This is a genomic window from Eisenbergiella sp. OF01-20 (genome assembly GCF_003478085.1).
Lineage (GTDB): Bacteria > Bacillota > Clostridia > Lachnospirales > Lachnospiraceae > Eisenbergiella.
This window is the reverse complement of sequence record NZ_QUES01000011.1, coordinates 103,110-127,194: the sequence shown is the minus strand read 5'-3', so window position 1 is coordinate 127,194 and position 24,085 is coordinate 103,110. Positions and strand designations below refer to the sequence as shown.

Genomic DNA, 24,085 nt, shown 5'->3' with positions numbered 1-24,085 from the left:
CATATGGGGAGACAGCAGCGCACACACTTTCCATGTGAAAAGCATAACATTTTGAATTAACGTTGACAATATAAAAAGTATATGATACTATTTAGAAAATGTCAACGATAACATTTTATAATATAAATTACATAAAATTATTTGCCAAAATGATTAAAATATATATAGATATTTCTATATTACTGCTGTATATCACATAAAATACGCGATATAAATTTATATATACGCAAGATATGTTGTGCCAACGTTAACATATTAGGAGGAGAAATATGAAAGGAACAAAGAAAAAGAAAAGGGGATTTTTCAATTCAGTTAGAAGAAACTGGCAGCTATGGTTATTACTTACTCCGGCACTTGTGTATATTCTGATATTTGCCTATCAGCCCATGTATGGTGCGCTGATAGCGTTCAAGGATTTTAATCCGCGGCTTGGTATTATGAAGAGTCCCTGGGCCGGGTTTAAATATTTTCAACAGTTTTTTCAGACAAGCATTTTTTCAAAGACTTTGATCAATACAATACTGCTAAGTGTATTTAATCTGCTATGGTCATTTCCCATTCCGATTATCTTTGCGCTTCTCTTAAATCAGGTCAGGAATAAGCGTTTTAAAGCGTTTATCCAGACTGTGACCTATGCACCGAACTTCATTTCTGTTGTGGTATTAGTCGGAATGGTTACGCTATTTTTAGCTCCCGGTTCCGGTTTCCTGACAGGCGTTTTCCAGAAGATGGGGGCAAAGGACTCTCTGTATTTAGTTAGGCCGGAATATTTCAGGACGATTTATGTGGCCTCCGGGGTATGGCAGACGATGGGGTTTTCCTCCATTATCTTCCTGGCGGCGTTAACGGGCGTGAGCCCGGAGCTGCACGAATCCGCTATGATAGACGGTGCAGGCATTGTAAAGAGAATATGGCATATTGATATCCCGGCTATTCTGCCTACAATAGTCATCATGCTGATTATGGCGATTGGCAATATTTTGAGTATCGGTTATGAAAAGGTATACTTGCTGCAAAACGGTATGAACTTGGAAGTGAGCGAGATTATATCCACCTATGTCTTTAAAACAGGGATTCGGAGCGCACAGTACAGCTTTGCAACGGCGGTGGGATTGTTTAATTCCGTAATTAATTTGATTCTGCTGGTAGCTGCCAATTTCATTGCAAAAAAGACAACGGAAATCAGTCTGTTTTAGGAAGGAGGCGCAAAATGAACAGAAAAAGGAAAAAACTGAGCTGGGAGGACAGACTTTTTCATATAGGGAATACGGCCATTATGATTTTGATTGGAATTATAATGGTATATCCTCTTTATTATATTGTGCTGGCCTCCATTACAAATCCAACAGTCGTAAATTCGGGAAAGCTGTTGCTTTTTCCGGAAAATATATATTTAGAAGGCTACAAAGCGGCGTTTGAGTATAAACAGCTTTTTACAGGTTTTTTTAATTCCATAGTTTATACCTTTACAGGTACCGTTATCAGCATTGGGCTGACGATTCCCGGAGCCTATGCTCTTTCAAGGAAGGAGCTGAAAGGACGAAATGCAGTGATGTTCCTTTTTACCTTTACGATGTTCTTTTCCGGAGGAATGGTACCGGCCTATATGCTGGTAAATAAGCTTCACTTTATTGATACGATGTGGGCCATGGTCCTTCCGGGAGCATTATCCGTATATAACATGATTGTGGTACGGACTTTTTTCCAAACCAATATTCCGGATGAATTATTAGAAGCGGCTAAGGTGGACGGCTGTTCGGATCTCCGGTTTTTCTGGAGTATTGCGCTGAAGGTATCCGGTACAATTATAGCTGTCATGGTGCTTTTTTATGCGGTAGCGTTGTGGAATTCTTACTTTAACGCAATTATGTACCTGAATAGCCGTTCCAGGATGCCGCTGCAGGCGGTCCTGAGGGATTTGCTGATATTAAATACGGTGACAAATGAACTGCCGATTGATGCAACGGAGACAGTGGATAGAATGATGAGGGCGGATCAGCTGAAATATTGCGTAATCATCATTTCTACGGTACCCATGATGATATTGTATCCGTTTATCCAAAAACATTTTACAAAAGGAGTTATGATCGGTTCTATAAAGGGCTGACATAAAAATAAAAAAGAAAAAAAGAAAAGAGGAAAAGGTATGAAAAAACAGATTGCATTATTCATGGCGGGACTGATGGCAGCTGTTTCCCTGGCTGCATGCGGGAGTGCGGATAATCCGACGCGGGCGGCGGAGGGAACGGTGCAGGAAACGGCTGCTTCAGAGGGAACGGTGCAGGAAACGGCTGCTTCAGAGGGAACGGTGCAGGAAGAGGGGTGGTTTGCCGAGACAGGATATCCTATTGTTACAGATACAGCTAAGATGCCGGAAATTAAGGTGTATAAAGGAATAGCGGATCTGGAGCCGGAGGATCCCAATGAAAATCTCTGGATGCAGAAAGCAGCAGCGGATACGGGCGTTACATTCAATTGGATAACGGTTCCTAATAACAGCTCTGCGGAGCGCGTTGCTATGATGCTGGCAACTAATGATTTGCCGGACGTATTCTGGGGCGGTGTTACGAGAGAACAGGTGCTTCAGTATATGGATGCGGAACTATTTATGCCTGTAGAGGATCTTGTGGAAAAGTATATGCCTAACCTTCAGAAAATTTTCGAGGATAGGCCTCAATATAAGGCGATGTGCACAGCGCCGGACGGACATATGTACGGATTTCCCCGGGTAGAGGAAATGAACGGCCTGACAAGTACACCCGGAGGGGTTTATGTAAATCAGGATTGGCTGGATCAGGTTGGCTTGTCCGTTCCTGCAACTTTGGATGAGTGGGTGGATATGCTGTATGCATTTAAGGATGCGGGTGATCTGAACGGAAATGGTGTGGCAGATGAATACGCAATAAGCTGGGACTATTCGGAAGGCTGGGATAATATTTTTGCATGGGTATCCGGCTGTTACGGTACTCCTGATGTAACAAATGGGCCAATCACCGCGCAGGAATCCCTGACCAATCATCTGTTTGTTAAGGATAATAAGATCGGATATGCCCCTTTGGAGGAATCCTACCAAAAAACGGCGGAGCTTTTCCATCAATTTTATGTGGACGGTATTTTAAATCCTGATTCCTTTGCACCTGCAACAAGCGGTACAAGCCTGCATAAGCAGAAATTACAGCAGGATTTGCCGATGCTGGGAACCTTCATGGCCTGGGGGCGCGATGGAAATATTACAAACAGGGATGTGCTGGCAGCATATGTACCGCAGCCCAGAATTCAGGGACCGGCAGGGAAATCAGGTTATATAAGGAACACGTCCGAGCTTTCAACCACAAGCCTGGGCATGATTACTACGGCATGTGAATATCCCGAGCTTGTAGCGAGATTTGTAGATTACTGTTATGCGCCCGAAAATTCGGTAACATTAAACTGGGGGGCAGAAGATTTTGTATACAAAAAGGATGAAAATGGTATTCTGCGCTGGGATGTGGATGAAAACGGAGATATGATATTTAAAAATGATTTTACGGAATTTTGGCAGATGCGCGAACACTCCACTATCGGCGGGCCAAATATCATTCTGAATGAGTATTATGACACAGTTGTAGAATATCCGTTAGATGCACAGACGCTTTATGACGAACAGGTGGCGTGCGGGAAAAAAGAACTGCTTGAAGAGTATACGGCTGTTACTCCCAGGGTGTGGTTTCTTTCCGAGGAACAGGCACAGATTGATCAGCTCCGGCCGCAAATCAACAATGTAGTGGATGCCACTATACAAAGATGGATTATTGACGGCGGTGCGGATACGGAGTTTGAAAAATTCAAACAGGATCTGGACGGAGCGGGACTTCAAACCTTCCTTCAGGTTTATCAGACAGCGTATGACAGATATCTGGAAAATATGAATTGAGTAATTTAATACAATGGGCGCGGCAGTGACGCGCCCATTTCCATATATTGAAAGGAAAGAAAAGATGGACTTTGTGGAAAACGGGAATCGGTGGACACTGAAATTTTTTTTAAAAGAGTCAGGCCGCGATTTCCTGAAAGAAAAGGAACTTCTGTGGGTGGAAGAAAAGGGTGAAAACCCTATATGTATTTGGTGTGAGGATGGAATATTGTATGCCGTCCTGAAAATGAACGGTACAGATACGCCTTTAACATTAAAAGCAGAATTTGGACCGGAAACAAAAGAAGTGGAATTGGTCTGGCTTGGCTTTAGGACAGAGCTTTGGACAGATGGAAAGCTCAGAGATGAAGAGTGGCCCGTTGGGGACTGCCTGGAAAGCAGAGAACCCATCATACATAGTGCGGAAACGGTAGAAAAAAAAGAATGGTTTGACTTCGTACAGAAGAAAAAAACGGAGCATGCCCTTATAAATAATATTCAATATTGGGCGCCGGAGCTTGGAAAAAACAACGTTGGAGATTGTATGCCTTTTTCGGATCAGGGAATTTATCATCTTTTTTATTTAAAAGACCGCCATCAGCATCAAAGTAAATGGGGAAAGGGAGCTCATCAGTTTGCCCATATTTCCAGTACGGATTTGATTCACTGGCAGGAACATCCACTGGCAGTGGAAATCACCCATCAATGGGAGGGGTCCATATGTACCGGATCGGTGATTAGGGCAGATGATACTTACTATATCTTTTATGCGGTGAGAATGATGGATGGAGGCAGTGCGAAAATAAGCTGGGCAACAAGCAGGGACTGTATTCATTTTGTAAAATCGGAACAGTATTTTACATTAACTGCGCCTTATGAAACTACATCGGTAAGGGATCCTGAAGTTTTTTTGGGCAAAGACGGAAAATATCATATGCTGGTAACTACAAACTGGGAAATGGCAGAGCCTGTGGAAAGAAACGGGTGCCTGGCACATCTGGTCAGTGATGATCTGCGCAATTGGGAGCAGAAGGAACCTTTTTTAATTCCCGGATACACAGATCAGCCGGAATGCTGTGATTATTTTGAATGGAACGGATGGTATTATCTGATTTTCAGTAATTATGGAACGGCGAAATACAGGTATTCCGAACATCCCTTTGGCCCCTGGCTCTGTCCTGAAAACGAAATAATTGATGGTCTTTTATACCGGGTACCTAAAACGGCGGATTTTCATGGCCGGCGGATTGCTGCAGGATTTTTATGTATCAATACAGAAGGCAGCAGCTATGCAGGGAGTCTTGTCCTGCGGGAATTGAAGCAGCATGGAGATGGCACGCTAAAGACGTGCTTTGTGAAAGAATTAACTCCTGAGTACAATACCTTTGAGAAAAAAATCATTTTGGATACTGAGTATTTGGGAGGCTATTGTGATCGGAAAATACGAGATGGAGGGGATCATCTGCATGCCGTAATCAGGAGCAACAATAACAGCGGTAGCTTTGGTATAACCTTCGGTGTGCCGGGAAAACAAACTTATGAAATCCGCTTTGCTCCGGCCTTAAAAACAGTCGGAGTATATCCGGAACACAGTAACCTCTACTATTTTCCTACCAAAAGGATCCTGCTGGGGGTAGACGGACTGAAAGGGGAATGCAGGCTGGAAATTATTCTTGCAGATGATATTCTGGATATCTGCGTTAATGAAGAACGGACGCTGGTATGCAGACTTGAGGAAAAACAAACCGGAGAACAAAATATTAAATGGGGATGTTTTGTGAAGGACTGCCGGGCAGAATTTGAGGTTAAGTAATTTGACCGTAAAACAGTACTTAATTATTGATGTATAAGGCTGCCGGAGAACTATGCGGGGATACCGTCTGGATCTTGCAGCGCTGAATCCCGGGGATATAAAAGGGCTTCTCGGCCCGGCGGTGAGTATTGCCCTGCTGGGTATGATTGAAAGCCTGCTCTGTGGGGCCAGTGCCGGAAAAATGGCTAATGTCAGGCTCAACAGCGATCAGGAGCTGGTGGCGCAGGGGATCGGAAATATTATCCTGCCCTTTTTCGGAGGGATTCCCGCGACTGCGGCTATCGCCCGGACAAGCATTGCACTGAAATCCGGGGCGCGTACAAGGCTGACCGGGATATTTCATGCGCTTGGGCTTCTTGTTTTTATGTTTATCCTGGGGCCTGTAATGGCAAAGATCCCGTTGTCCGCCCTTGCCGGGGTTCTGATGGTGACAGCTTTCCGTATGAATGACTGGAAAGAAATCAGGTATATTTTTTCCATCATTTCAAGGGTGCCGCTGCCAAATATCTGATTACCATGGCGGCTGCCATTGTATTTGATCTGACCATGGCGATCCTGCTGGGCGTAGTAACCGGACTGGTTCTTCTGGTCAGCCGTTTATCCCATATAGAAATCAACTATGAGAAAGTGGATATGAGCCGTATCAATAATACGGACGAAAAGCTGAATAAGAAGTACGAAAATGCGGCGGTCGCCTATCATCTCCAGCACACCTCCATTGCCGTCCGGTACAAGAATGCTGAAAGTACGGTGGGCATAAATTATGTTTTGAGGAAGTTCAAACATCAGCCGTAAAGGCTCCTGCGTATTTCTGTCCGCGCTGACCCTGCTTCCTTCTGTCTGCAGTCCTGCCGCCGCTTCAGCCTGTTCTTTTGCCATTATCACAGCAATTCCGTTTATCTGCCGGGCTGAATATACGCCTGCAAGAGTGGAAACAACAGTTCTTCCGTCCGTACCTTTTACCTGATTGGCATTTATTTCAGGAGGGAGATCCTCCTGCTATTCCTTTGATTGGCCATGACTTCCCTCCGACTGTAAAGGACTTTCCGTCTTTTCTGGATCCGGTCTTGGATACAGATGATTTTCCAGGAACCGGCGCATTTCCTGTATCCTGCCTGCCGCCTTGTCAATCTTTTCCGACAGAACGTTCAGGGACTCCCAATTTCCCGTTTTGTCGGCACTGTTCAGCGTATCACTGCACTCCTCTAATGTTTTATAGACCCAGTCCATATTCTCGGCTTCATTCCCTCCCCAAAACTCATGCCAGGCATCAGAAAGAATCCAGTAATGACCCGACGGAATCAGGGAATTCATTCCATTAATAAATGTCTCATTCGCTGTTTCCCCTTCCTTCAATTCAATCACATGGACATTTTTCACGCTGCTGCTTTCGTCCTCCGCATCTTCATAGCTGTCCGTAAGGCTGTTCACTTTATTCCAGGCATTTTCCAGTTTATCATAAAGCGAATCCAGGGCGGCCGGACGCGGCCCGGTCTTAATATTATCCTCCACATCCTTCACACACTGTTTCAGCGCTTCATACAGCAACTTATGGTTATCCGTATTTTTAGGTGCGTTAAACTGTTCTTTGGCTTCATCACCGGCGTCTCCTGCTGCCCATAACTCGTCTGCTTTTTCCCTAAACGCATCAACAAAGCTCTTACCGACATATTCCTGTCCTTCCGGAATATCCTTTGGATCCATTGATTTCCCATCTTCATACACCGCCTCATCCAGACTTCTGCCCGGGATATAGGAGCGCAGCATGTGTTCCTTTCCGGCTTCTTGCATGTAGAAAACAGCCTCCGGGAGTTGGTGGTGAGAAAGCGTCCGAAGAATCCGGAATTCTTTTTCCAGGGAATCCGGCTGTCCCGCAGGCCGTTAACCGGCATCTTTCTTTTATGGCTTCGGGAAGATATACTTTGCTCAAAATATCCTGTTCATACCGCCTGGCAAATTTTTCGGCTTCACTCATCCCGTTTCTCTCCATACATTGGATTTTCATCCAATTCTTCTAACAGCAGCTCGGCTTCTATAAGCGTGCTTTTTTTATCCAACGCATAAATAATTGCCGCATCCCTTCTTACCTTAGGATAAAGAACACTGTTGCCCGAAAGGGTAAGCAGACGCTGTGTTTCCTCAACGGAAAGGCGCATTCCAAAAGCAATCCGCATCATCACGTCCCTTCCGGCCTTTCTTTTCCCCTCAAAGATCTGATAGATATAAGACTTACTCAACCCGGAAGATATCATTATCTGGGGAACTTGCTGGCGGATATTACAGGTGCAAATTTTTGAAAAAGGATACACAAAACGCACATCGCTGTATTGGAACCGGTCTTACAATTACTCTGCTCCTTCCCGGCTTTTATGCTGATGAATAGGATGAACCACAGATTATACGCGACGGAGGAATGATGAATATTTTCCGTTCCATAGGCTGCATCGGAGACAGCCTTTCCCGCGGGGGGCTTACGGCCTGTCAGCTTTATAGGGAGGCGGACATGCAGACAAGCCCTGTTGCGGATATCAACCGGCTATTTGACCCGGCATCTGCCAAGCAGGGATATATCATAGCTCTGGGGGTTAATGATCTGAAAGGGAAGGATAACCTGAAAAATATCTACGGGGGCGAGGTTGGAAATGTGCAGACGGATATCGATCGGGTGAATTATAAGAACAACAAGGGAACTCTGATGGGGGGTATGCCAGGATCATACAAAGACTGCAGTCCATTCAGCCGGACGCCAAATTTTTTCTGATGACTATGCCGAAAGAGGACGGGAGCGAAGAAGCCTTTGCCGAGGTGATAAAAAGCATAGCGGGCAGGTTAAGAAACTGCTATGTCATTGATTTATATACGTATGCCCCTCCTTATGATGAAGCCTTTAAGAAAAAATACTTCTGCGGGCATATGAATGCCATGGGTTATCTGCTTACGGCGCATTATGTTATGACGTATATTGATTGGATTATCAGACATAATGCGGATGATTTTGCGTTTGTACAGTTTATTGGAAGCGGTTATAAGCCCTTTGACGGAAGGGGATCATAAAACATGCTTTAATGGCCCGAAGAACTTCTGTATTTTGCAATAAGTGTTAAATTTTCCAATTGCCGTGCCGCTTCTTTTTTCCCTTTCGCGTTCAGCTTCCTGAAATAATGAAGCATGCGTTCTTCCTCCCCGGGAATCTCCGGCGGCGGATTCGTCATAGACTCCCATCCCAGCAGATAAGGCGGAGAACACTGGAGAATCTCCGCAAGCATAGCCAGCTTGTCATAGGGGATATTCTTGATTTCACCGCTTTCGTATCTTTGGGCAGTGGGCTGTGTGATATCCAGTGCTTCAGCTATTTCGGTCAGCGTTATATTTAATATCGTTCTGCGTTCTTTCATACGTGAGCGGAATGTTTCGTATGGATTCGGATTCATGAATTATCACCTGTTTACAAAATGTTTCTCATGCTTAAAAGTCAATACTGATACATAGTAAATATATCATAAATTTACACGCTAAGCAACGAATGTGGGTGCAGATAAAAATTCTGTGTGCCCTCTGAACGATTCCCTCTGGACGGCATGCAGAATTTTTATCCATACCCCAAAACAGGAGACAGGGGACTACGAATGGGAACGGAAATAGAATGACACGATCTTACAAGACGGATTGACATTTTCCTGAAGATTGTGTTACTATAAATATACTTATTGAGCATAATTTTGCGTTAGAGATAAATGCGTATGAAGTATGTAGTTGATTTGAACATATTAAAATCGGAAATCGAGCGGAAAGGAATTCAATCCGTAGAAGAGCTTTCCCGGAAAAGCAGGATTAACGAAAGCCAGCTTATGCGTGTGCTGAATGGGAAGCAGATGCCTGCAATGGATGAAATGGTGGAGTTAGTCTCCGTGCTGGATTTGTCCCCGGAAAAAGCGAAAGAAATTTTTTTTAAATCAATTATGCGTGATACGTATAAAAAAGAAGGGAAATACGGGGAAGGAAAAAGCAACTGTTAAGAGGGATTTAACAGGGGAATCAAAAAACGGGGAAACCCGTTTTATGGGGAAGCTGTTGAACAAATAAAACTATTTTAAAAAGGAGAGGGTTACATGAAAAAAAGAGTTACATCGATCCTGGCACTGGGGATGTCAGCGGTTATGCTGCTGTCCCAGGCAGGCTGCGGCAGCGGCGCGGGGGAAAAAGAAAACACGGCGGCATCCGCGGCGCAGACAGAAAACACGGAAAAGCCGGACGACGGCGGGGAAGCTGTCACAGCGGAAGCAGGAAGCGTCACATATCCGTTAAGCAGCGATAGAAAAGTCCGCTGGTATGCACAGGATAATATACTGCCTCATGAAAAATTTGCGGATGCATCGGAGTCTCCATTCCACATCGGACTTGCCGAGAAATTGGGAGTGGATATCGAATGGATGTTTCCCACCACCGGTTCCGACGGGACAACCTTTACCACGACTCTGCTGGCGGACCCCGCTAATCTGCCGGATATTATGGGCGTATATTGGATGAATAACGCCAACCAGTATATAGAGGACGGCATCATCTGGGATCTGACAGATTATATTCAGGAATATGCGCCGGACTACTATACCTGGCTTCAGACCAATCCTTCCTATGACCGGGCCATGAAAACGGACGACGGCCGGTATTATGCATTTGGTTTTTTCCGGGAGGACGGCGGCTGGAATGACAGCTACCAGGGTCCTGTGCTGCGGGAGGACTGGCTGAAGGAATGCGGGCTGGAAATTCCGGAAACGATTTCCGGGTTTGAGAACGTGATCCGCATGTTCCATGAGAAATACGGCGCAACCTTTAATTCGGCCTATTCGGTCAGGTATAAAGCGGAGGGTGTTGCCGGCGCATTCGGCGCTTATGGGAATGCGGATGCCGGAAACGGCTGGTACGTGAAGGACGGCACGGTCGGATTCGGCCAGGCGGAGCCAGAGTGGCGCGATTATGTAAGCTGGCAGAATAAGCTGTGGGAGGACGGACTGATTGACCAGGATATCCTGACGGAGGACGACACCACGATCAAGGATAAGATCCATAATGACAAGTGCGGCGTGGCAATTACCTCCATGGGACAGATGAATATCTGGAATACGGAACGGGAAGCGGACGGCAAAGAGCCGGTATGGATCGGGATTCCTTATCCCAAGTCGGATGACGGGGAAATCTCATCTATATTCGGCGGCCCCGGTATCGGCACGCAGACGTCAGTCATTACGAAATCGGCGGATGAAGAGACGATGAAGCTGTGCCTTCAGATATTGAATTATTCTTATACGGAGGAAGGTTCTCTGTACTGGAATTACGGGACGGAAGGGGTATCCTGGGAATATGATGATCAAGGCGTTCCGGCCTTTACCGCTCTTGTCACAGAAGATAAGGATACGGATCCGATGACCAAATATAACGGCCTGACCTGGGGGGCTCCGGGAATTCAGGCAACCAACCTGCTGTATCTGAAGAACAGCGAGGCGGCGATTGCAGCCAACGATACATGGTATTATGTATATCCGGAGGATGAGGAAAAGAATCTGGCGGTTACCAGCGGCTGGAAATGGCCGGTGGGCGTTACTTTTACTACGGAAGAGGCGGACGAACTGGACGAGATCGCCCAGAATATCCCCACCTTCGTGGAGGAAAGCTATGCGGCCTTCCTCACAGGTTCCAAAGACATCGATGATGATGCCGTATGGGAAAAGTATCTGGCTGATTTGGAAACCTATCATTTGTCCCGTATCCTTGCGATCCGTCAGGCCTGCTATGATCGGTATAAGGAGCGTTAACGGAAAGCCGAGAGCTTGCGGCAGCAGTGAAAGACGCATGTCTTTCGCTGCTGTCCGGTTTTATGCACTTTGAAAGGAGAAGAACACATATGAATGCTGATGCTGCAAAAAGCGGTGCCGGAATGCTCGGAAAAAGGCTGCGCAGGGATTGGAACATGAATAAGTGGAAATATATCATGATCCTTCCGGTTTTGGTTTATCTGGCCCTGTTCTGCTATAAACCCATGTACGGCCTTATCATAGCTTTCAAGGATTACAAAATCACAAGGGGGATCCAGGGATCGTCCTGGGCCAATCCCTGGTACAAATGGTTTGCCAATTTTGTGACCGATCCTTATTTCCCGCGTGTGATTAAGAATACCTTCCTGCTCAGCGGGCTGACAATCGTATTCAGCTTTCCTGCGCCGATCCTTCTGGCACTTCTCATAAATGAGGTGCGTCACAGGACTTTCAAAAAAACCGTACAGACGATCACCTATATGCCGTATTTTATTTCCATGGTGGTCCTGTGCGCGATGGTGAAAATATTCTGTATGCAGGACGGCCTTTTCGGGCAGATAGCCTCCCTTTTCGGGGGAACAGCGGAGAACTATCTTGTGAATCCGGGCTATTTCAGGACGATCTATGTGGTGTCGGATATATGGCAGAAAATCGGATGGGATTCCATTATTTACCTGGCAGCGCTGGCCGGCATTGACCAGGAGCAGTATGAGGCGGCCCGCGTGGACGGTGCTAACCGGTTCCGGCAGATGCTTCATATCACGCTGCCCGGCCTGCTCCCCACGATCATGATCCTTTTTATCCTGCGTATGGGAAATATCCTGAATGTAGGCTATGAGAAAATCCTGCTGCTGTACAATGCCTCCACCTATGATGTGGCGGATGTGATTTCCACCTATACCTACCGCTTGTCATTTCCCACCAGCGGTACCCCCATGTATTCCAAATCAACCGCTATCGGGCTTTTTAATACGCTGGTCAATGTGGCCTTTTTGCTGATAACGAATGCCGTCAGCAAGAAATCCACCGAATCCAGCCTGTTCTGACAGGGAGGAAACAATGACATGAATAAAAGCTATTCCAAACGACTGCAAAAAACAGAATCCCGGGGAGACAGGGTATTTGCCGCAGTAAACGCGGTTATCCTGATACTGCTGTGTATTGTGACCTTATATCCCATCTGGTATGTGCTGTGTGCATCCTTTACCTCCAACACATATCTGATCTCCCACCCGGGAATGATACTGTGGCCCCATGAATTTACACTGGGCGCCTATAAGCTGGCCCTGACACACCCCCTGCTGCTTTCGGGATATAAAAATATCCTGATCGTGCTGTGCGTATCCCTGCCGCTCAATATTCTCCTGACGCTGTTTACCGGATATTTTATGGCCGCGAAAAAAATGATGTGCAAGCCGGCTGTCCAGTTTTTAATCCTGTTTACCATGTTTTTTTCGGGCGGCATGATCCCGTCCTATCTGAACATCCGCAGCCTGGGCCTGTATAATTCCCTGTTTGCCCTGATCCTGCCGGGAGCCATGAGCGTATATAATTCCATAATATGCAAAACCGCTATCGAGGCTCTGCCGGATTCCCTGATGGAATCGGCGTACATAGACGGGGCAAATGACCTGTCCATCTTGTTCCGGATCGTCGCCCCCCTGATCAAACCTACCATGGCGGTGCTCCTGCTGTATTACGGCGTGGGGCACTGGAATTCCTGGTTCAATGCTTCTATTTATCTGCAGGATAATGATAAACTTCCGATCCAGAACATTATGAGGGCAATCCTGATAGCCAATTCCAACGTTCTCAATTCCGCAGCAGCGGAAAATGATCAGGTCAACCAGTTCGCGGAATCCATTAAATATTCCACCATCATACTCACCACCGTACCTGTCTTATGTATTTACCCGTTTGTACAAAAATATTTCGTAAAAGGAGTGATGATCGAAGCCGTCAAGGGCTGATGGTTTTATCTTTTTTACAGCGGTACCTCATAATATCCCGATAAAAATACATATCGTATCCCGTAACACCGCAATTCCAGGTTTTTATTGCTTTTCGGGATTAAATATTATATGATAAATTCAGGTTATTATTGTTTACGGATTTTTTTACTGCTTAAAGGAGGTACCGTTATGAAAAAGTGCGGAATCGCAAAACTGTGTCTGACAATCTGCCTTATGCTGGGGCTTATCATAACGCCTGTAAACCGTCTTGAGGTACAGGCGGATGAGATTATTGCAACCGTTTATGGAACGATTTTATCGGGGACAACCTCCGAACTGCTCCGGCTTTCCACGAAGCAGGGGAATATGGAGATTAAGCTGGACAGCACAACGGATACCAGCGCCTGCAAGATACTGCTCCCGGGCAAGAAAATCAGCGTTTCGGTTTCCCGCGGTTCCGATGCCTATCTCCATGCGGTTAAAATTACCACGGATGCGCCGGTTTCCAATGCATCGATTGATTCCTCCACGACGGTTACGGTAACCGGTACCATAGGGGACAAGACCACGGATGAACTCATATATTTTAAGACAAAACAGGGGAATATGGAAATCAAGCTGGATACGACCACCAGCTTAAATGGTGTTTCTTTTCTTGTACTGGGGGAAACCTATCAGATTACCTGTGCGAGAGGCTCCGATGCTTATATGCATGCGATAACGATTTCCGACACGTCAGCAACCACAAATTCCCCCAACAATTCCGCATATATGTCAGTTTCAGGAACGGTCGGCAGCAATACGAAGGATAATCTGCTGTATCTGTCTACGAAAGAAGGGGAGATGCAGTTTGTGATTGATTACAACGCGGATACAAGCAAAGGGATGGTTCTTACCCCGGGAAGAAAACTGACAGTGTATTTCTACCGCGGTACGGATGCGTACCTGCATGCTACCATTCTTACAGGCGAAAAGAACGATCCTTCTTCTGTTACGATGGATTCTTCGTCCGCAGTGACCGTTACCGGAACGGTGGAAAGCAGATCTGATGAAAACATGCTGTATCTGAGTACCCCCCAGGGTTCCATGGAGCTTAAACTGGATGCGGTAAAGAATCTTAATAACTGCAAGGTACTGATCAGCGGAAAGAAGATTTCGGTAAATTGTATGCGCGGTTCGGATGCGTACCTGCATGCCATTGATATAACAGGGGTGTAATACATAAACGGCATATACCAATCCTGGCTCCGGCAGATTTCTGCCGGAGTTTTTTTGTGTGCACCCGTCAGGTGCATGTCCGCAATGGAGGGGCAGAAGTGCAAATACAGCTTTCCGGCAGCCGGTGCATCATATCTGAGACATGGGGCGGCAGACAATTCTGTGCAGAAAGTGACAGGATTAAAAATGCGTGGAATTGTAAAATGGATAGCAGCTGTGAAGGCAGTGAACGGTTACAATGGGTCCGGCTTCGGAAGAAGCAGGAAACCCCCACAAGAGCACAGCCCTGCCCGCTTCCGACAAAGCGGAGGAAAGAAAGGATGAATCGCTATATGGAAAAACAACAAGTAGGTTATTGGGAACTGGAAGGGACTTACCGGGAAATCGGAAAACAGCTTGCCGGACAGCCGGGGGCAAAGCCTGTATATAGTCCTGCCCCGAAGAAATTCACACAGGAGGATCTGCAGGAAGCTCTTAGGCTGTATGACAGATACTGCCCCGGTATACGGGAGGAGCTGGAAGGGTATGCGCAGGAGGCCGGCATCGCGGTGCAGGATATTGCCTATACCTGGATGACTTATCTGCTTCCGGGCTGTTCCGGATTGATCCTCACCGGGAAGAAAACGGATGACGGCCATACCAAGATTGCCAGGAATTATGAGTTCACCCTGGAGGAAGAGGATCTGAAGCTGTACCGTACCGCCCCTGCGGGTAAGTATGCCCATATATCCGGATCCATTGCGGAATTCGGAAGAACGGAAGGGATTAATGAAAAAGGGCTGGCTGTTTCCATGTCCTCCTGCGGGTTCCCCGTAAGCAATATGCCGGGCATGCGTGCTCCTGCGCTGAAAGGACTGCAGTTCTGGGCCGTTATCAGAAGCCTGCTGGAGAACTGTGCCGATGCAAAAGAAGCGTTGGAAAGAGCGATGGAGATGCCCATCGCCTATAACATCAATCTGTATCTGGCGGATGGCGGCGGGACAGGCATCCTGTTTGAGACTATGGAAGGGGAGAAGGCGTACGCCTGCATCGGGCCGCAGGGAGGAAACCAGTATTTATGCGGAACCAACCATATTGTTCTGGAAAGCCTGGTGGCCCGGGAACCTGCCGCGATGGAAAATTCCATAGTCCGGCGGGATAAGCTTGCCGCATTTGCCGAAAAGAAGGCTTGCCTTACAGAAAAGGAAATCCGGGAGTTTATGCTGAAAAAATACCCGGAAGGAATGACGGTACCTTACTATAAAGAAGGCTTCGGGACGATTAAAACCGTGATTCTGGATACGGCGGAAAAACGGTACAGCATCTGCTGGCTGGGACAGGAAACAAACGGCTGGACGGATTATCGTGTTTCGGAAAAACGAGGAAACCATACGGAAGAGAAGGAAGTACAAAGGGAGACTCCCAACCCTGAATTTTTTGCCTGTAAACCTCTTCCGGCCTAGTACTACAGCGAACTTTTCAAACATGCTCTGATCGGTGTCCGCTGTGTTTTCTGTGGTCTGCGCATTTACTGCGCAGACCTGCCTGAACGGTAACGAACGGTTACAATCTGTTTTAAGTTTGGTGATCCGGCACTTGCGGAGGGGTAACTGACTTGTTATAATATGGTAGGAAAGTGGTTCAGGAGTGCATAAATCCTATCGCCGGAGACGATTTGGACGGATTTCTGCAATAACTGTGACGGTAGGGAATCGTTGTAACAGTAACATAAACGGAAAAAAACAGGGGGTTACAGTTTGCGGAATAAATATGGGGTTTTACTGGTTATACTGATCGTGTGCCTGATAGGATTTACCGGCTGTCTGGGTAACAAAAGTGCGGAGGTTATGAGTAACGGACAGAGTGCCGTGGAGGAAGAAACGGTAATCGAGCACACATTCGTACATCACAGGTTTGTGGATAAAATCTATATGACGCTTCCTTCAGGATGGACATACAGCACTTATGAAAAGCTGAACGCAGGGGATGAAATGGAAAGCCATGAATGGGGCTTTACGGTTTATATAGAAGGAAACGAAGCCGGTAAAATTACGGTGTCCGGTTCCTATGAAACGGAAGAGCCGGAGGGAGAAGCAGGGACGGATTTTATCACCAACACCGGTCTGCTTGGAAAACGGTATAGGAACCAGGGGATGGAGGACACGGAGGAAGCTGTCGTGGAAGAATACATATCCCTTACCATACCTGGATTTGATTATGCATATTATGTTGTGACCTGTACGGTCTCCCGGGAACTGTACCTGGAAAACAAAGAAATCCTGGAGAGCTTCCTGCTGAATGTGGGAGTTACTGCCGCTCCTCTGGAATAAAGACGGCATTCGTTTTTGTATCTGTACCTTGAGGAGCCATCCGGTTGGCAAGAGAGTGGATGTTGCTATGGGAAAAGGTTAGAGAAAGCTAACATAAAGCGATGCAGGAAGAAGGAATAATATGAACGGCAATGCGAATAAAAAATTCTGGGAAAAGGTGGCTTTTCTTTATGGCCCTTTTATGAAGAACAGCCATAAACTTTATGACACTATATGTGAGCAGATAAAGCCGGATCTGAACCGGGATATGGATGTGCTGGAGCTTGCGTGCGGATCCGGGCAGCTAACGTTTGCCTTGTCCCAATATGTAAAGCACTGGGAGGCAACGGATTTTTCGGAAAAGATGGTGGAGGAGGCAAAAAAGAAATCCCATTCCGCCAGATTGTTTTTTTCCGTGCAGGATGCCACGTCGCTGCCTTATGCACCCGGAAGCTTTGATGCCGTGGTTATTGCCAATGCACTTCATATTATGCCGTATCCCGCAAAGGCCCTGGAGGAAATATACAGGGTGTTGAAGCCCGGCGGAATCCTGTATGCTCCCACTTTTGTACGGATCGAGGGGAAAATGCCGAAGGTAAAAATCCGGATGATGGAGGCAATCGGATTTCATACGTATCACAAATGGAACGCAGGAGAATTGATTGCTTTTGTTTCGGAGCATGGGTTTCACACGGTGAAGCATGCTGTTTTATACGGAGGGCTGATGCCTCTTTGTTTTCTGAAAGCAAGAAAAGAGCAGAAGGAAGGAGCGGGCTGTAGATGATAAAAGGGGGAGGGCATATGGATTATAGCAGGAAGATAGCGGAGCGTTTGTGGAATTTACCGGATAAAGGGGAACGGGAAAGCCATCGGGAAGAAACCTTTATCGACGACATTATACAGAAAAGCCATATAGAAAGAGAACTTCTTCATAATTTGGAGGGGATAAGTACCGTGTTTGACGGCGGGGCGGGCTGCGGCAGGTTTTCCATTCTGCTTGCGAAACAAGGCTGCAGGGTTACGCATTTCGATATATCCCAGCCTATGCTGGATAAAGCAAAAGATTTGGCGGAAAGAGCCGGTGTCCTTGAAAATATCACCTTTATCAAAGGCGCCCTGGAAGATCTGAGTGCCTTTGGCGACCGGGCATTTGATTTGGTTATTTCCTTCGACGCTCCGGTTTCCTATACATATCCCAATCAGGAAAAGGTGATAGGGGAGCTTGTGCGGATAGCCGGAAAGCGCATCATCCTGAGTGTATCAAGCCGTTTGGGATACCTTCCGTATCTGGCGAATCCGCTGCAGAAAAATCAGTTTATTCTGGATGAAAACTGCAAGGACCCTTGGGTGAAATGGTGTGTTGCCAATAAAAGCAGCGCTATCCGGTCTTTCACCTTTGATAAAAGCATTGCGGAAAAACAGATGGCGGACGGCCTTATGGGCGGCGAAGAGGAGATCGCAGAGTATGAAAAGGGCGGCGCCCCCTGGTGTATCACATATGCATTCATGCCGGATGAATTAAAGACTGTCCTTGAAAGCTTCGGTGTAAAAAATGTGGAACTGGCTGGGCCGGGGGCTTATGCGAGGACGATACCCCGTGAGCTGCTTGTAAAAATGATGAATGATCCCGTACAGCGTTCGGATTTTCTGGATTTTTGCTATGAGTATGACAGAAATCCATTTGTCTGCGGTATGGGAAAAGATAATCTGCTGGCTAAGGGTGATGTATAGCTTTGGCGGGAGGGCCGGGACCTTGCGTCCTATAGTGAGGGGAAAGAAGATGCTAGGTATAAAAGAGCCGTGGCAGTTCCAATGCTGTTTGGAATAGAATTAAATTTGTTCGGATAACGGAAAACTGAGAGGAACCCACCTATTTCAAAAAATGGTGCGCCAGTTAAAGGCGCGTATCGGGAAGTTGCGTGACTGGTTGACAGAAGAAGCCGCCAACACTGAAACGCCTATCCTTGCGGACTACATTCAGGACATTCTAAGGCGCAAGGCACAGGCGGGGAAAGCCGGCTATTCGCAATCGCTGTATAACCTCAAAGACGCAGCAAATATGCTGAACTTCCTCACCGCCAACAACATCATGGACATGGCGGGACTTGATGAAAAGTTTTCGTCCATGATTGGGGAGCAGATGGATATACGGGATAAGCTGAAACCCATTGAACGGCGTTTGGCTACGCTTAAAAGCATATCGAGCAAGTTGACATTTACATGAAGAAGGGCTAAAAGGCGTTACCGGATACAGAGCAAGCCTTATTCGTGGCGGTGCACAGCTGCCTCAAAGGCGTGATGAACGGCAAGACCGCCCTACCGACAAAGGCATGGAAAGCGGAGTATGCCAAGCTGACCGCCGAGCGAAAAACGCTCAATCAAAGGTATCTTGCACTTAAAGACGAGGTGAAAGAAGCCGAGCAAATCCGCAAGAGCGTTTACCGTATCTTGCGGCAGGAACAGCGGGAACAGCAACCCCGCAGGGCGCAGGACGTGGAGCATTGAAAAACAGTGCCGCGGGATAGATAACACTTACCCCACCGCACTATTTTAGTTTGTTGACTAAGTACACATTTTTTATCGATTTTTTATCAATAAGGCATATCAAATTAAAACAAACGGAAATTTTACGCATAACGATTTTTATATTTCTCTTTTGCCTTTACAGTGTATTTTTCAACAAATTCATTTTTAGCATCGGTATAAGAGTCTCTATTATGCTCGTATTTTTTCCATAGCGAAAGCTTCAATGTTTCGTATTCTTTAGCAACATCGGGATTATCATTCAAATAATCTCTAAAGTACAACTCGTTATTATCTCCACGGTATCGCAAGTGTAAATGAAAAACCCTTTCTGCAAATCCTTCACTGTTATAACCTCTGTTAAATGACTTTCGGCAATCTGATTCCGACATACAAATATATCCATTATCAACCAACATATCTTTTACCGTTTCCATAGAAATAGTTTCACGTATTTCCAGTAAAATATCAATGATAGGTTTTGCCCATATATTATGAATAGCCGTACTTCCGATATGACTGATTCGTGCATTATTTATCGGTAAAAATGCTTTTATTCGTTTTTCTTCTTCAACATACCAATCATTCCAAAATGCTTTATGTTCAGAAAGAATGATAGGAAACAGTTCCCACAATTCATCCAATGTCATTTCTGATAATAATTTTCCTATATTTCAACCTCATAAATTTGTATTTGTAGGAGCGATTTTCTGAAATGCCCGTAAACACTAATGTTTCCGGGTGTCTCGCCCCTCCATTAAAACCTGTTTCCCTTGTTTTTTCCCTTGCGGGAAGAAATAAGGGAAACTTTTCTCAAACCGTGCCTACCACCTTATCCAGCAGCCGCGCGGAGGTTCGTTTGTCCTCCTTGGTTGCATGGGCGTAAATGTTCATTGTGGTGCTCACATCGGCATGTCCAAAAAGTTCCTGTACGTCCTTAGGGCAGCGCCTCCAGAGAGCAGGTTGCTGGTGTATGTATGGCGGAGCTGGTGGAAATGGAAGTCGTCCATGTCCTCCAGCTTCTTCTTTGCCGTCCTGCACATGGAGCTGACGGTGCTGGAGGATTCATAGGCCCCATCGGGCCGCAGGCATACAAAAGAGACTTCGTTGTAGCCCTCCGGGGCAGGGTGTAAAGCTCGTAATAGGTGCGGTTCTTCTCCTTGACGACCAGATAGTAATTCTGGCGGTACAGCGCCCCATACTTGAAGCGGCTTTCGAGCTGTTCCTTCTTGACCGCCCGCAGGATGGCGGCGAGGGTGTCGCAGAAGTCCACCGTGCGGATTTTCTTGCGCTTGGTCGGCCCGATCTCCATCTTATGCCGGGAGGCGTTGTAGCGCATACTGCGGCGCACCGTCAAACACTGTTCCTTCAGGTCAATGTCCTGCCATGTCAGAGCACACGCCTCGCCGATGCGCAGGCCCGTAAAGTACGCGATCTGGATAGGGAGCAAGGCCGGGTTTTCTTTTCCTTTGAGAAAGTCAATCAACAGTTGATACTGCTCATAGGAAATCACCGGGATTGGGTTTTCCTCGCCGCACTCGTCCGCGAATAGCTCGTATTCGTCGGCGGTTCCTCTCCATGTCACATAGTCCATCGGGTTGAAAGAGATGTACTTTTTCGGGAACACGGCGAAGCGGAAAGCGCCGCGCAAGACCGCTGAATACTGCCTCAGATAGCCGATGATCAACGGCTCCGCCGCCGTCCCGTCCGGGCTGGTTCCGCCCAAGCTCAACAAGTCCATATAGGCTTGCAGATGCTCCGCCGTTACCTTTTTCAGCTTCCGATTCCCGATGGGGTGCTTCTTGATGCGCCCGACCACGCCGATGTAGGCATCGACCGTTCCGTTGCTGTGGTTGCTCGGCTTCAAATCTTCCTCTATCCACTTGTCCAGCAGGCCGCCCAGCGTGAGGTTTTCAGACTTAGCGAGAAACTGCGTCCGCTCGTATTCCTCCATTGCTTTGCGAAGCATGGATTCCGTTTCACTCTTGCTCTTTGTACCGGGGAACTCGTGCTGGGCGCGGTTGCCGCTTTCATCTTCAACGTAAAAGCGATAGTACCACTTCTTTCCCTTTTTTAAACAGAACCTTTTGCCATAACGTGCTCCTTTCCATGCGGCAAATGGAGCTGTTGTGATGTGTTGTTTTCATTATAGCAAAAGGCAGCACAGGCTTCAATTCTGCCGCTGAAGTTTAGAGAAAACTCAATCCGCCGCGCGCACCTGTTCACACTCCAGCAGGTCGCGACCCTGGTTGAGCTGCATGAAATAGTCCATGACATCCGCGCGGATAATCGTCTTGCGCCCAATCCGCAGGACGGGGATTTTCCCCCAGCCCACCAGACGCCGGAGTGTGTTGCGCCCGATGCCCGTATACTCTGCGGCCTCGTCTATCGTCAGGCCGATCCTGCTCGTGCAGGCCGCCGTGTTTCCCAATCTATTGCGCCCGGAAGGGCGGTAATCATATTCGTCATAGTGATGCCTCCTGTATTTGAGAAAAGGAAGCAGCCGCGCCAAAAGGTTGGAGCCGTCATAACATACGGCACACTTCGGCGCGGCTGTCCCTATTCAATTTCAACGATTCCGCCGTATTTGCCACGCGCCCCCGGCGATGCGCCATAAAGATGGCGCGGGGGATATTGCAGGCCGTCCCTGGCGGGACTGTCATAACTCCGCCGCACCGCTGCCCCGTGGGGCTGGCGTATGCGGCAGGGTTCCCCTTCAAGTCTGTGAGGGGTCGTGAGAAAGTTTCATTGTCCCCCGCGCTGTCGTCGCGCCCCAGGATTCCATCCCTGGGTGCAGGGCCTCGTAGATCGCTCAGATAGCTTGTCCATCCACCTCCTGAAGCTATCGTCTTGGCGGCGCGCCCTGCCCGCTATCACGCGGGTTTTGTGCCTGCAATACCGTCTATTCAATTTTCATGGTACAGTGAAGGAGGGGGAAAGCATGTCCTTCACTATTCACGTTTTGAAGGGCGGTTTCGCACCCTGTTTTTCCTTATATGCCCAAATTTTTTGAAGTTTTTTTCTGGCCTTGATGATGGACTTGGACACATTCTGATGGGTCACACCCTCCGCCGCAGCAACGGCCTCCACGCTCATTTCTTCCACGCACAGCAGCCAAAGGCGGCGGAACTGTTTCTGTGTCAGGCAGCTTCTGATCTGCACCATCTGGAGGGCACGGGTTCGGGCGCGCTCGGCTTCGGCCAGCCGCAGGAACAGATCGTCCTCTACGGACGGGCCGGACGCGATGAGGTCGAGGTATTCCGCCATCAAGGGGAGGCAGTTGTCGCTATGGCAGCGCCCCGCTTTTTCGGCGGCGTGATAATTGCCGTCAGACCAGCGTTTCCATTTTAGGAACTCGGCCTCGCTGGGGAAGTCGGCGCGGGTCAGCCGGACGGGGCCGGTGACGCTTATGTAGACGATGCTATCTTTGTCGCGCTTGTTCTGTGCGTAATCGCTTCTGTTATCAAACATTTTCCTTTCCTCCGTATCAGTCTTGGGTCGTTGCGGACTGATACGGAGGCGGGGAGCGGCACCAGGGGAAGCGGCTGCGGCCCTCCCGTCTGCATTTGGGCGGAACTGGAAGAAGTATGCAAGTTGCGGGAGAGATACGGCGGCACGAGACGCATTGTGTCGAATGAAAAAGCGCCGCATTCCCCTTGAGGATTGCGGCGCTTGATTGGCCTGCTCGATTCTGTTTTCAGTTTTCCCCTCCTGTGCTTGTCCCCTGCAAAATTGTCCCCCCGTGTTGGGGACACCGTGTTCAGCCGTCGCGCTCTCCACGTTTCCCCTTTTGTCTCAAGGGGAAGTATACTGGGAGAAACTGTCAACAGCCTGACCGCAGGCTGTCAGGAGATAAGCAAATAACGCAAGTTGCGACGCAAAAGCGGCTTAATCTCAAGGATTAAGCCGCTTCTTGCCGGTTCATGGTTCCTCTTGCAGAAAGCAGTAGCCCACGCCGCGCGTATTCTGTATCGTGCAGGGCGCGCCCGCCGCCTCCAGCTTCCGCCGAATCCGGCGCAGACAGGAGTGCAGGCTGTTTTCGGTGGGGAGGTAGTCGCCGCTCCAAATCTTTTCATAAGCTGTTCCTGGGTGAACACGCGGCCCGGATTGGACGCCACCAGATAGAACAGGTCGAACTCCCGGCGCGGAAACACCACCTCCTGGGTATTGATGAAAACCTTGTGATAGTCCACGCTGATGAAGATGCTCCCGCGCGACAGGATATTGAGCTGCTTGTCGTCCTGCCGGTTCAGCTCGGTGTAGCGGCGGATGAGCGCACGGCAGCTCGCCACGCCCTCCGGGATGGTGTCGGGCCACTGGATGTACTCGTCCGCGCCCGCTTCGATGGCGGCGACTTTTTCCGCGCCGTCGTATCGGTGGCGCATGACCAGAATCGGGGCCTTTGTCAGACTGCGGAGGATTTTCAAGGGAGGCAGGAAGTCCGAGGCGTCTAAAAAAAGGACGGCAAGCAGGAAATTGTTCTGTTTTGCCAGCCATGCTGCGGCTGCCGACAGGTCGGGGGCCATGCGGATCAAGATACTGTATTTCAAGGATTCGCGCTGGGCTTCGTTGAACTTTTCTTTGTCGTA

Annotated in this window: 26 protein-coding genes and 1 pseudogene; 19 read left to right on the top strand and 8 right to left on the bottom strand. The window is 47.8% G+C overall.

Going from position 1 to position 24,085, the window contains the following annotated elements; translation table 11 throughout:
• Positions 1–269 precede the first annotated feature (269 nt).
• From DXA36_RS14825 to DXA36_RS33580, 6 genes are all read left to right on the top strand, one after another.
• Complete coding sequence (locus DXA36_RS14825) at positions 270–1,196, top strand: ABC transporter permease (RefSeq protein WP_118680298.1); 927 nt, start codon at positions 270–272, stop codon at positions 1,194–1,196.
• A gap of 14 nt (positions 1,197–1,210) precedes the next feature.
• Complete coding sequence (locus DXA36_RS14820; RefSeq protein WP_118680297.1) at positions 1,211–2,107, top strand: carbohydrate ABC transporter permease; 897 nt, start codon at positions 1,211–1,213, stop codon at positions 2,105–2,107.
• A gap of 39 nt (positions 2,108–2,146) precedes the next feature.
• Positions 2,147–3,913 carry an extracellular solute-binding protein gene (locus DXA36_RS14815; protein ID WP_118680296.1) on the top strand — a complete coding sequence of 589 codons (1,767 nt, stop codon included), beginning with the start codon at positions 2,147–2,149 and terminating at the stop codon, positions 3,911–3,913.
• A 64-nt stretch (positions 3,914–3,977) separates the two neighbouring features.
• Positions 3,978–5,705, top strand: coding sequence for a family 43 glycosylhydrolase (locus DXA36_RS14810; protein ID WP_182479083.1), 1,728 nt, complete (start codon positions 3,978–3,980; stop codon positions 5,703–5,705).
• A gap of 52 nt (positions 5,706–5,757) precedes the next feature.
• Positions 5,758–6,216 (top strand): SulP family inorganic anion transporter, encoded by a 459-nt coding sequence (locus DXA36_RS14805; protein WP_243114664.1) that lies wholly within the window; start codon positions 5,758–5,760, stop codon positions 6,214–6,216.
• A gap of 5 nt (positions 6,217–6,221) precedes the next feature.
• A complete protein-coding gene (locus tag DXA36_RS33580) occupies positions 6,222–6,500 on the top strand; it encodes a hypothetical protein (protein ID WP_243114663.1) in 279 nt (92 codons plus the stop codon).
• Positions 6,501–6,704: 204 nt separating this feature from the next.
• On the opposite strand, the gene DXA36_RS14800 is transcribed toward DXA36_RS33580, so the two are convergent.
• Complete coding sequence (locus tag DXA36_RS14800) at positions 6,705–7,496, bottom strand: hypothetical protein (protein ID WP_147366602.1); 792 nt, start codon at positions 7,494–7,496, stop codon at positions 6,705–6,707.
• A gap of 176 nt (positions 7,497–7,672) precedes the next feature.
• Positions 7,673–7,942 carry a hypothetical protein gene (locus tag DXA36_RS32715; RefSeq protein ID WP_182479082.1) on the bottom strand — a complete coding sequence of 90 codons (270 nt, stop codon included), beginning with the start codon at positions 7,940–7,942 and terminating at the stop codon, positions 7,673–7,675.
• Between the two features lie 176 nt (positions 7,943–8,118).
• Between DXA36_RS32715 and DXA36_RS14785 the strand changes: the two genes are divergently transcribed.
• Positions 8,119–8,466, top strand: a complete 348-nt coding sequence (locus DXA36_RS14785) for a hypothetical protein (RefSeq protein ID WP_147366600.1) — start codon at positions 8,119–8,121, stop codon at positions 8,464–8,466.
• The gene (locus tag DXA36_RS14780) at positions 8,466–8,759 is read left to right on the top strand and encodes a hypothetical protein (protein ID WP_118680290.1); all 294 of its coding nucleotides are present in this window, start codon (positions 8,466–8,468) and stop codon (positions 8,757–8,759) included. Before DXA36_RS14785 ends, DXA36_RS14780 begins: the two co-directional genes overlap by 1 nt.
• 8 nt (positions 8,760–8,767) lie before the next feature.
• On the opposite strand, the gene DXA36_RS14775 is transcribed toward DXA36_RS14780, so the two are convergent.
• A complete protein-coding gene (locus DXA36_RS14775; RefSeq protein ID WP_118680289.1) occupies positions 8,768–9,136 on the bottom strand; it encodes a helix-turn-helix domain-containing protein in 369 nt (122 codons plus the stop codon).
• Between the two features lie 309 nt (positions 9,137–9,445).
• On the opposite strand from DXA36_RS14775, the gene DXA36_RS14770 reads away from it, so the two are divergent.
• The 11 genes from DXA36_RS14770 to DXA36_RS33570 all read left to right on the top strand — a co-directional run bounded on the left by DXA36_RS14770 (position 9,446) and on the right by DXA36_RS33570 (position 19,478).
• The gene (locus DXA36_RS14770) at positions 9,446–9,721 is read left to right on the top strand and encodes a helix-turn-helix domain-containing protein (RefSeq protein WP_182479081.1); all 276 of its coding nucleotides are present in this window, start codon (positions 9,446–9,448) and stop codon (positions 9,719–9,721) included.
• A gap of 93 nt (positions 9,722–9,814) precedes the next feature.
• Positions 9,815–11,515 (top strand): hypothetical protein, encoded by a 1,701-nt coding sequence (locus DXA36_RS14765; RefSeq protein ID WP_118680287.1) that lies wholly within the window; start codon positions 9,815–9,817, stop codon positions 11,513–11,515.
• Positions 11,516–11,604: 89 nt separating this feature from the next.
• Entirely contained in the window at positions 11,605–12,561 is a 957-nt protein-coding gene (locus DXA36_RS14760) for an ABC transporter permease (RefSeq protein WP_118680286.1), read from the top strand.
• An 18-nt stretch (positions 12,562–12,579) separates the two neighbouring features.
• Positions 12,580–13,485 (top strand): carbohydrate ABC transporter permease, encoded by a 906-nt coding sequence (locus DXA36_RS14755; RefSeq protein WP_118680285.1) that lies wholly within the window; start codon positions 12,580–12,582, stop codon positions 13,483–13,485.
• A 171-nt stretch (positions 13,486–13,656) separates the two neighbouring features.
• Entirely contained in the window at positions 13,657–14,685 is a 1,029-nt protein-coding gene (locus DXA36_RS14750; RefSeq protein ID WP_118680284.1) for a hypothetical protein, read from the top strand.
• A 332-nt stretch (positions 14,686–15,017) separates the two neighbouring features.
• Entirely contained in the window at positions 15,018–16,127 is a 1,110-nt protein-coding gene (locus DXA36_RS14745; protein ID WP_182479080.1) for a C45 family autoproteolytic acyltransferase/hydolase, read from the top strand.
• 294 nt (positions 16,128–16,421) lie between these two features.
• Positions 16,422–16,994, top strand: a complete 573-nt coding sequence (locus DXA36_RS14740; protein ID WP_118680282.1) for a hypothetical protein — start codon at positions 16,422–16,424, stop codon at positions 16,992–16,994.
• 121 nt (positions 16,995–17,115) lie between these two features.
• The gene (locus tag DXA36_RS14735; RefSeq protein ID WP_118680281.1) at positions 17,116–17,757 is read left to right on the top strand and encodes a class I SAM-dependent methyltransferase; all 642 of its coding nucleotides are present in this window, start codon (positions 17,116–17,118) and stop codon (positions 17,755–17,757) included.
• Between the two features lie 17 nt (positions 17,758–17,774).
• The gene (locus tag DXA36_RS14730) at positions 17,775–18,704 is read left to right on the top strand and encodes a class I SAM-dependent methyltransferase (RefSeq protein ID WP_118680339.1); all 930 of its coding nucleotides are present in this window, start codon (positions 17,775–17,777) and stop codon (positions 18,702–18,704) included.
• A 196-nt stretch (positions 18,705–18,900) separates the two neighbouring features.
• Positions 18,901–19,197 (top strand): hypothetical protein, encoded by a 297-nt coding sequence (locus DXA36_RS33575; protein ID WP_243114662.1) that lies wholly within the window; start codon positions 18,901–18,903, stop codon positions 19,195–19,197.
• A 44-nt stretch (positions 19,198–19,241) separates the two neighbouring features.
• On the top strand, positions 19,242–19,478 hold the full coding sequence (locus tag DXA36_RS33570) for a hypothetical protein (protein WP_243114661.1): 237 nt from the start codon (positions 19,242–19,244) through the stop codon (positions 19,476–19,478).
• A 122-nt stretch (positions 19,479–19,600) separates the two neighbouring features.
• Here the strand turns inward: DXA36_RS33570 and DXA36_RS14720 are convergent, their stop codons facing one another.
• The 5 genes and pseudogenes from DXA36_RS14720 to DXA36_RS14700 all read right to left on the bottom strand — a co-directional run bounded on the left by DXA36_RS14720 (position 19,601) and on the right by DXA36_RS14700 (position 23,993).
• Positions 19,601–20,146: a GrpB family protein gene (locus tag DXA36_RS14720; protein WP_330425038.1), complete on the bottom strand. Its 546-nt coding sequence runs from the start codon at positions 20,144–20,146 to the stop codon at positions 19,601–19,603.
• A 163-nt stretch (positions 20,147–20,309) separates the two neighbouring features.
• Positions 20,310–21,590 (bottom strand): annotated as a pseudogene (locus tag DXA36_RS14715) (tyrosine-type recombinase/integrase).
• Between the two features lie 106 nt (positions 21,591–21,696).
• The gene (locus DXA36_RS14710; RefSeq protein ID WP_040412913.1) at positions 21,697–21,927 is read right to left on the bottom strand and encodes a helix-turn-helix domain-containing protein; all 231 of its coding nucleotides are present in this window, start codon (positions 21,925–21,927) and stop codon (positions 21,697–21,699) included.
• A 524-nt stretch (positions 21,928–22,451) separates the two neighbouring features.
• Positions 22,452–22,967, bottom strand: coding sequence for a sigma-70 family RNA polymerase sigma factor (locus DXA36_RS14705; protein WP_118680279.1), 516 nt, complete (start codon positions 22,965–22,967; stop codon positions 22,452–22,454).
• 450 nt (positions 22,968–23,417) lie between these two features.
• On the bottom strand, positions 23,418–23,993 hold the full coding sequence (locus DXA36_RS14700; protein ID WP_243114660.1) for a helix-turn-helix domain-containing protein: 576 nt from the start codon (positions 23,991–23,993) through the stop codon (positions 23,418–23,420).
• Positions 23,994–24,085: the final 92 nt, after the last annotated feature.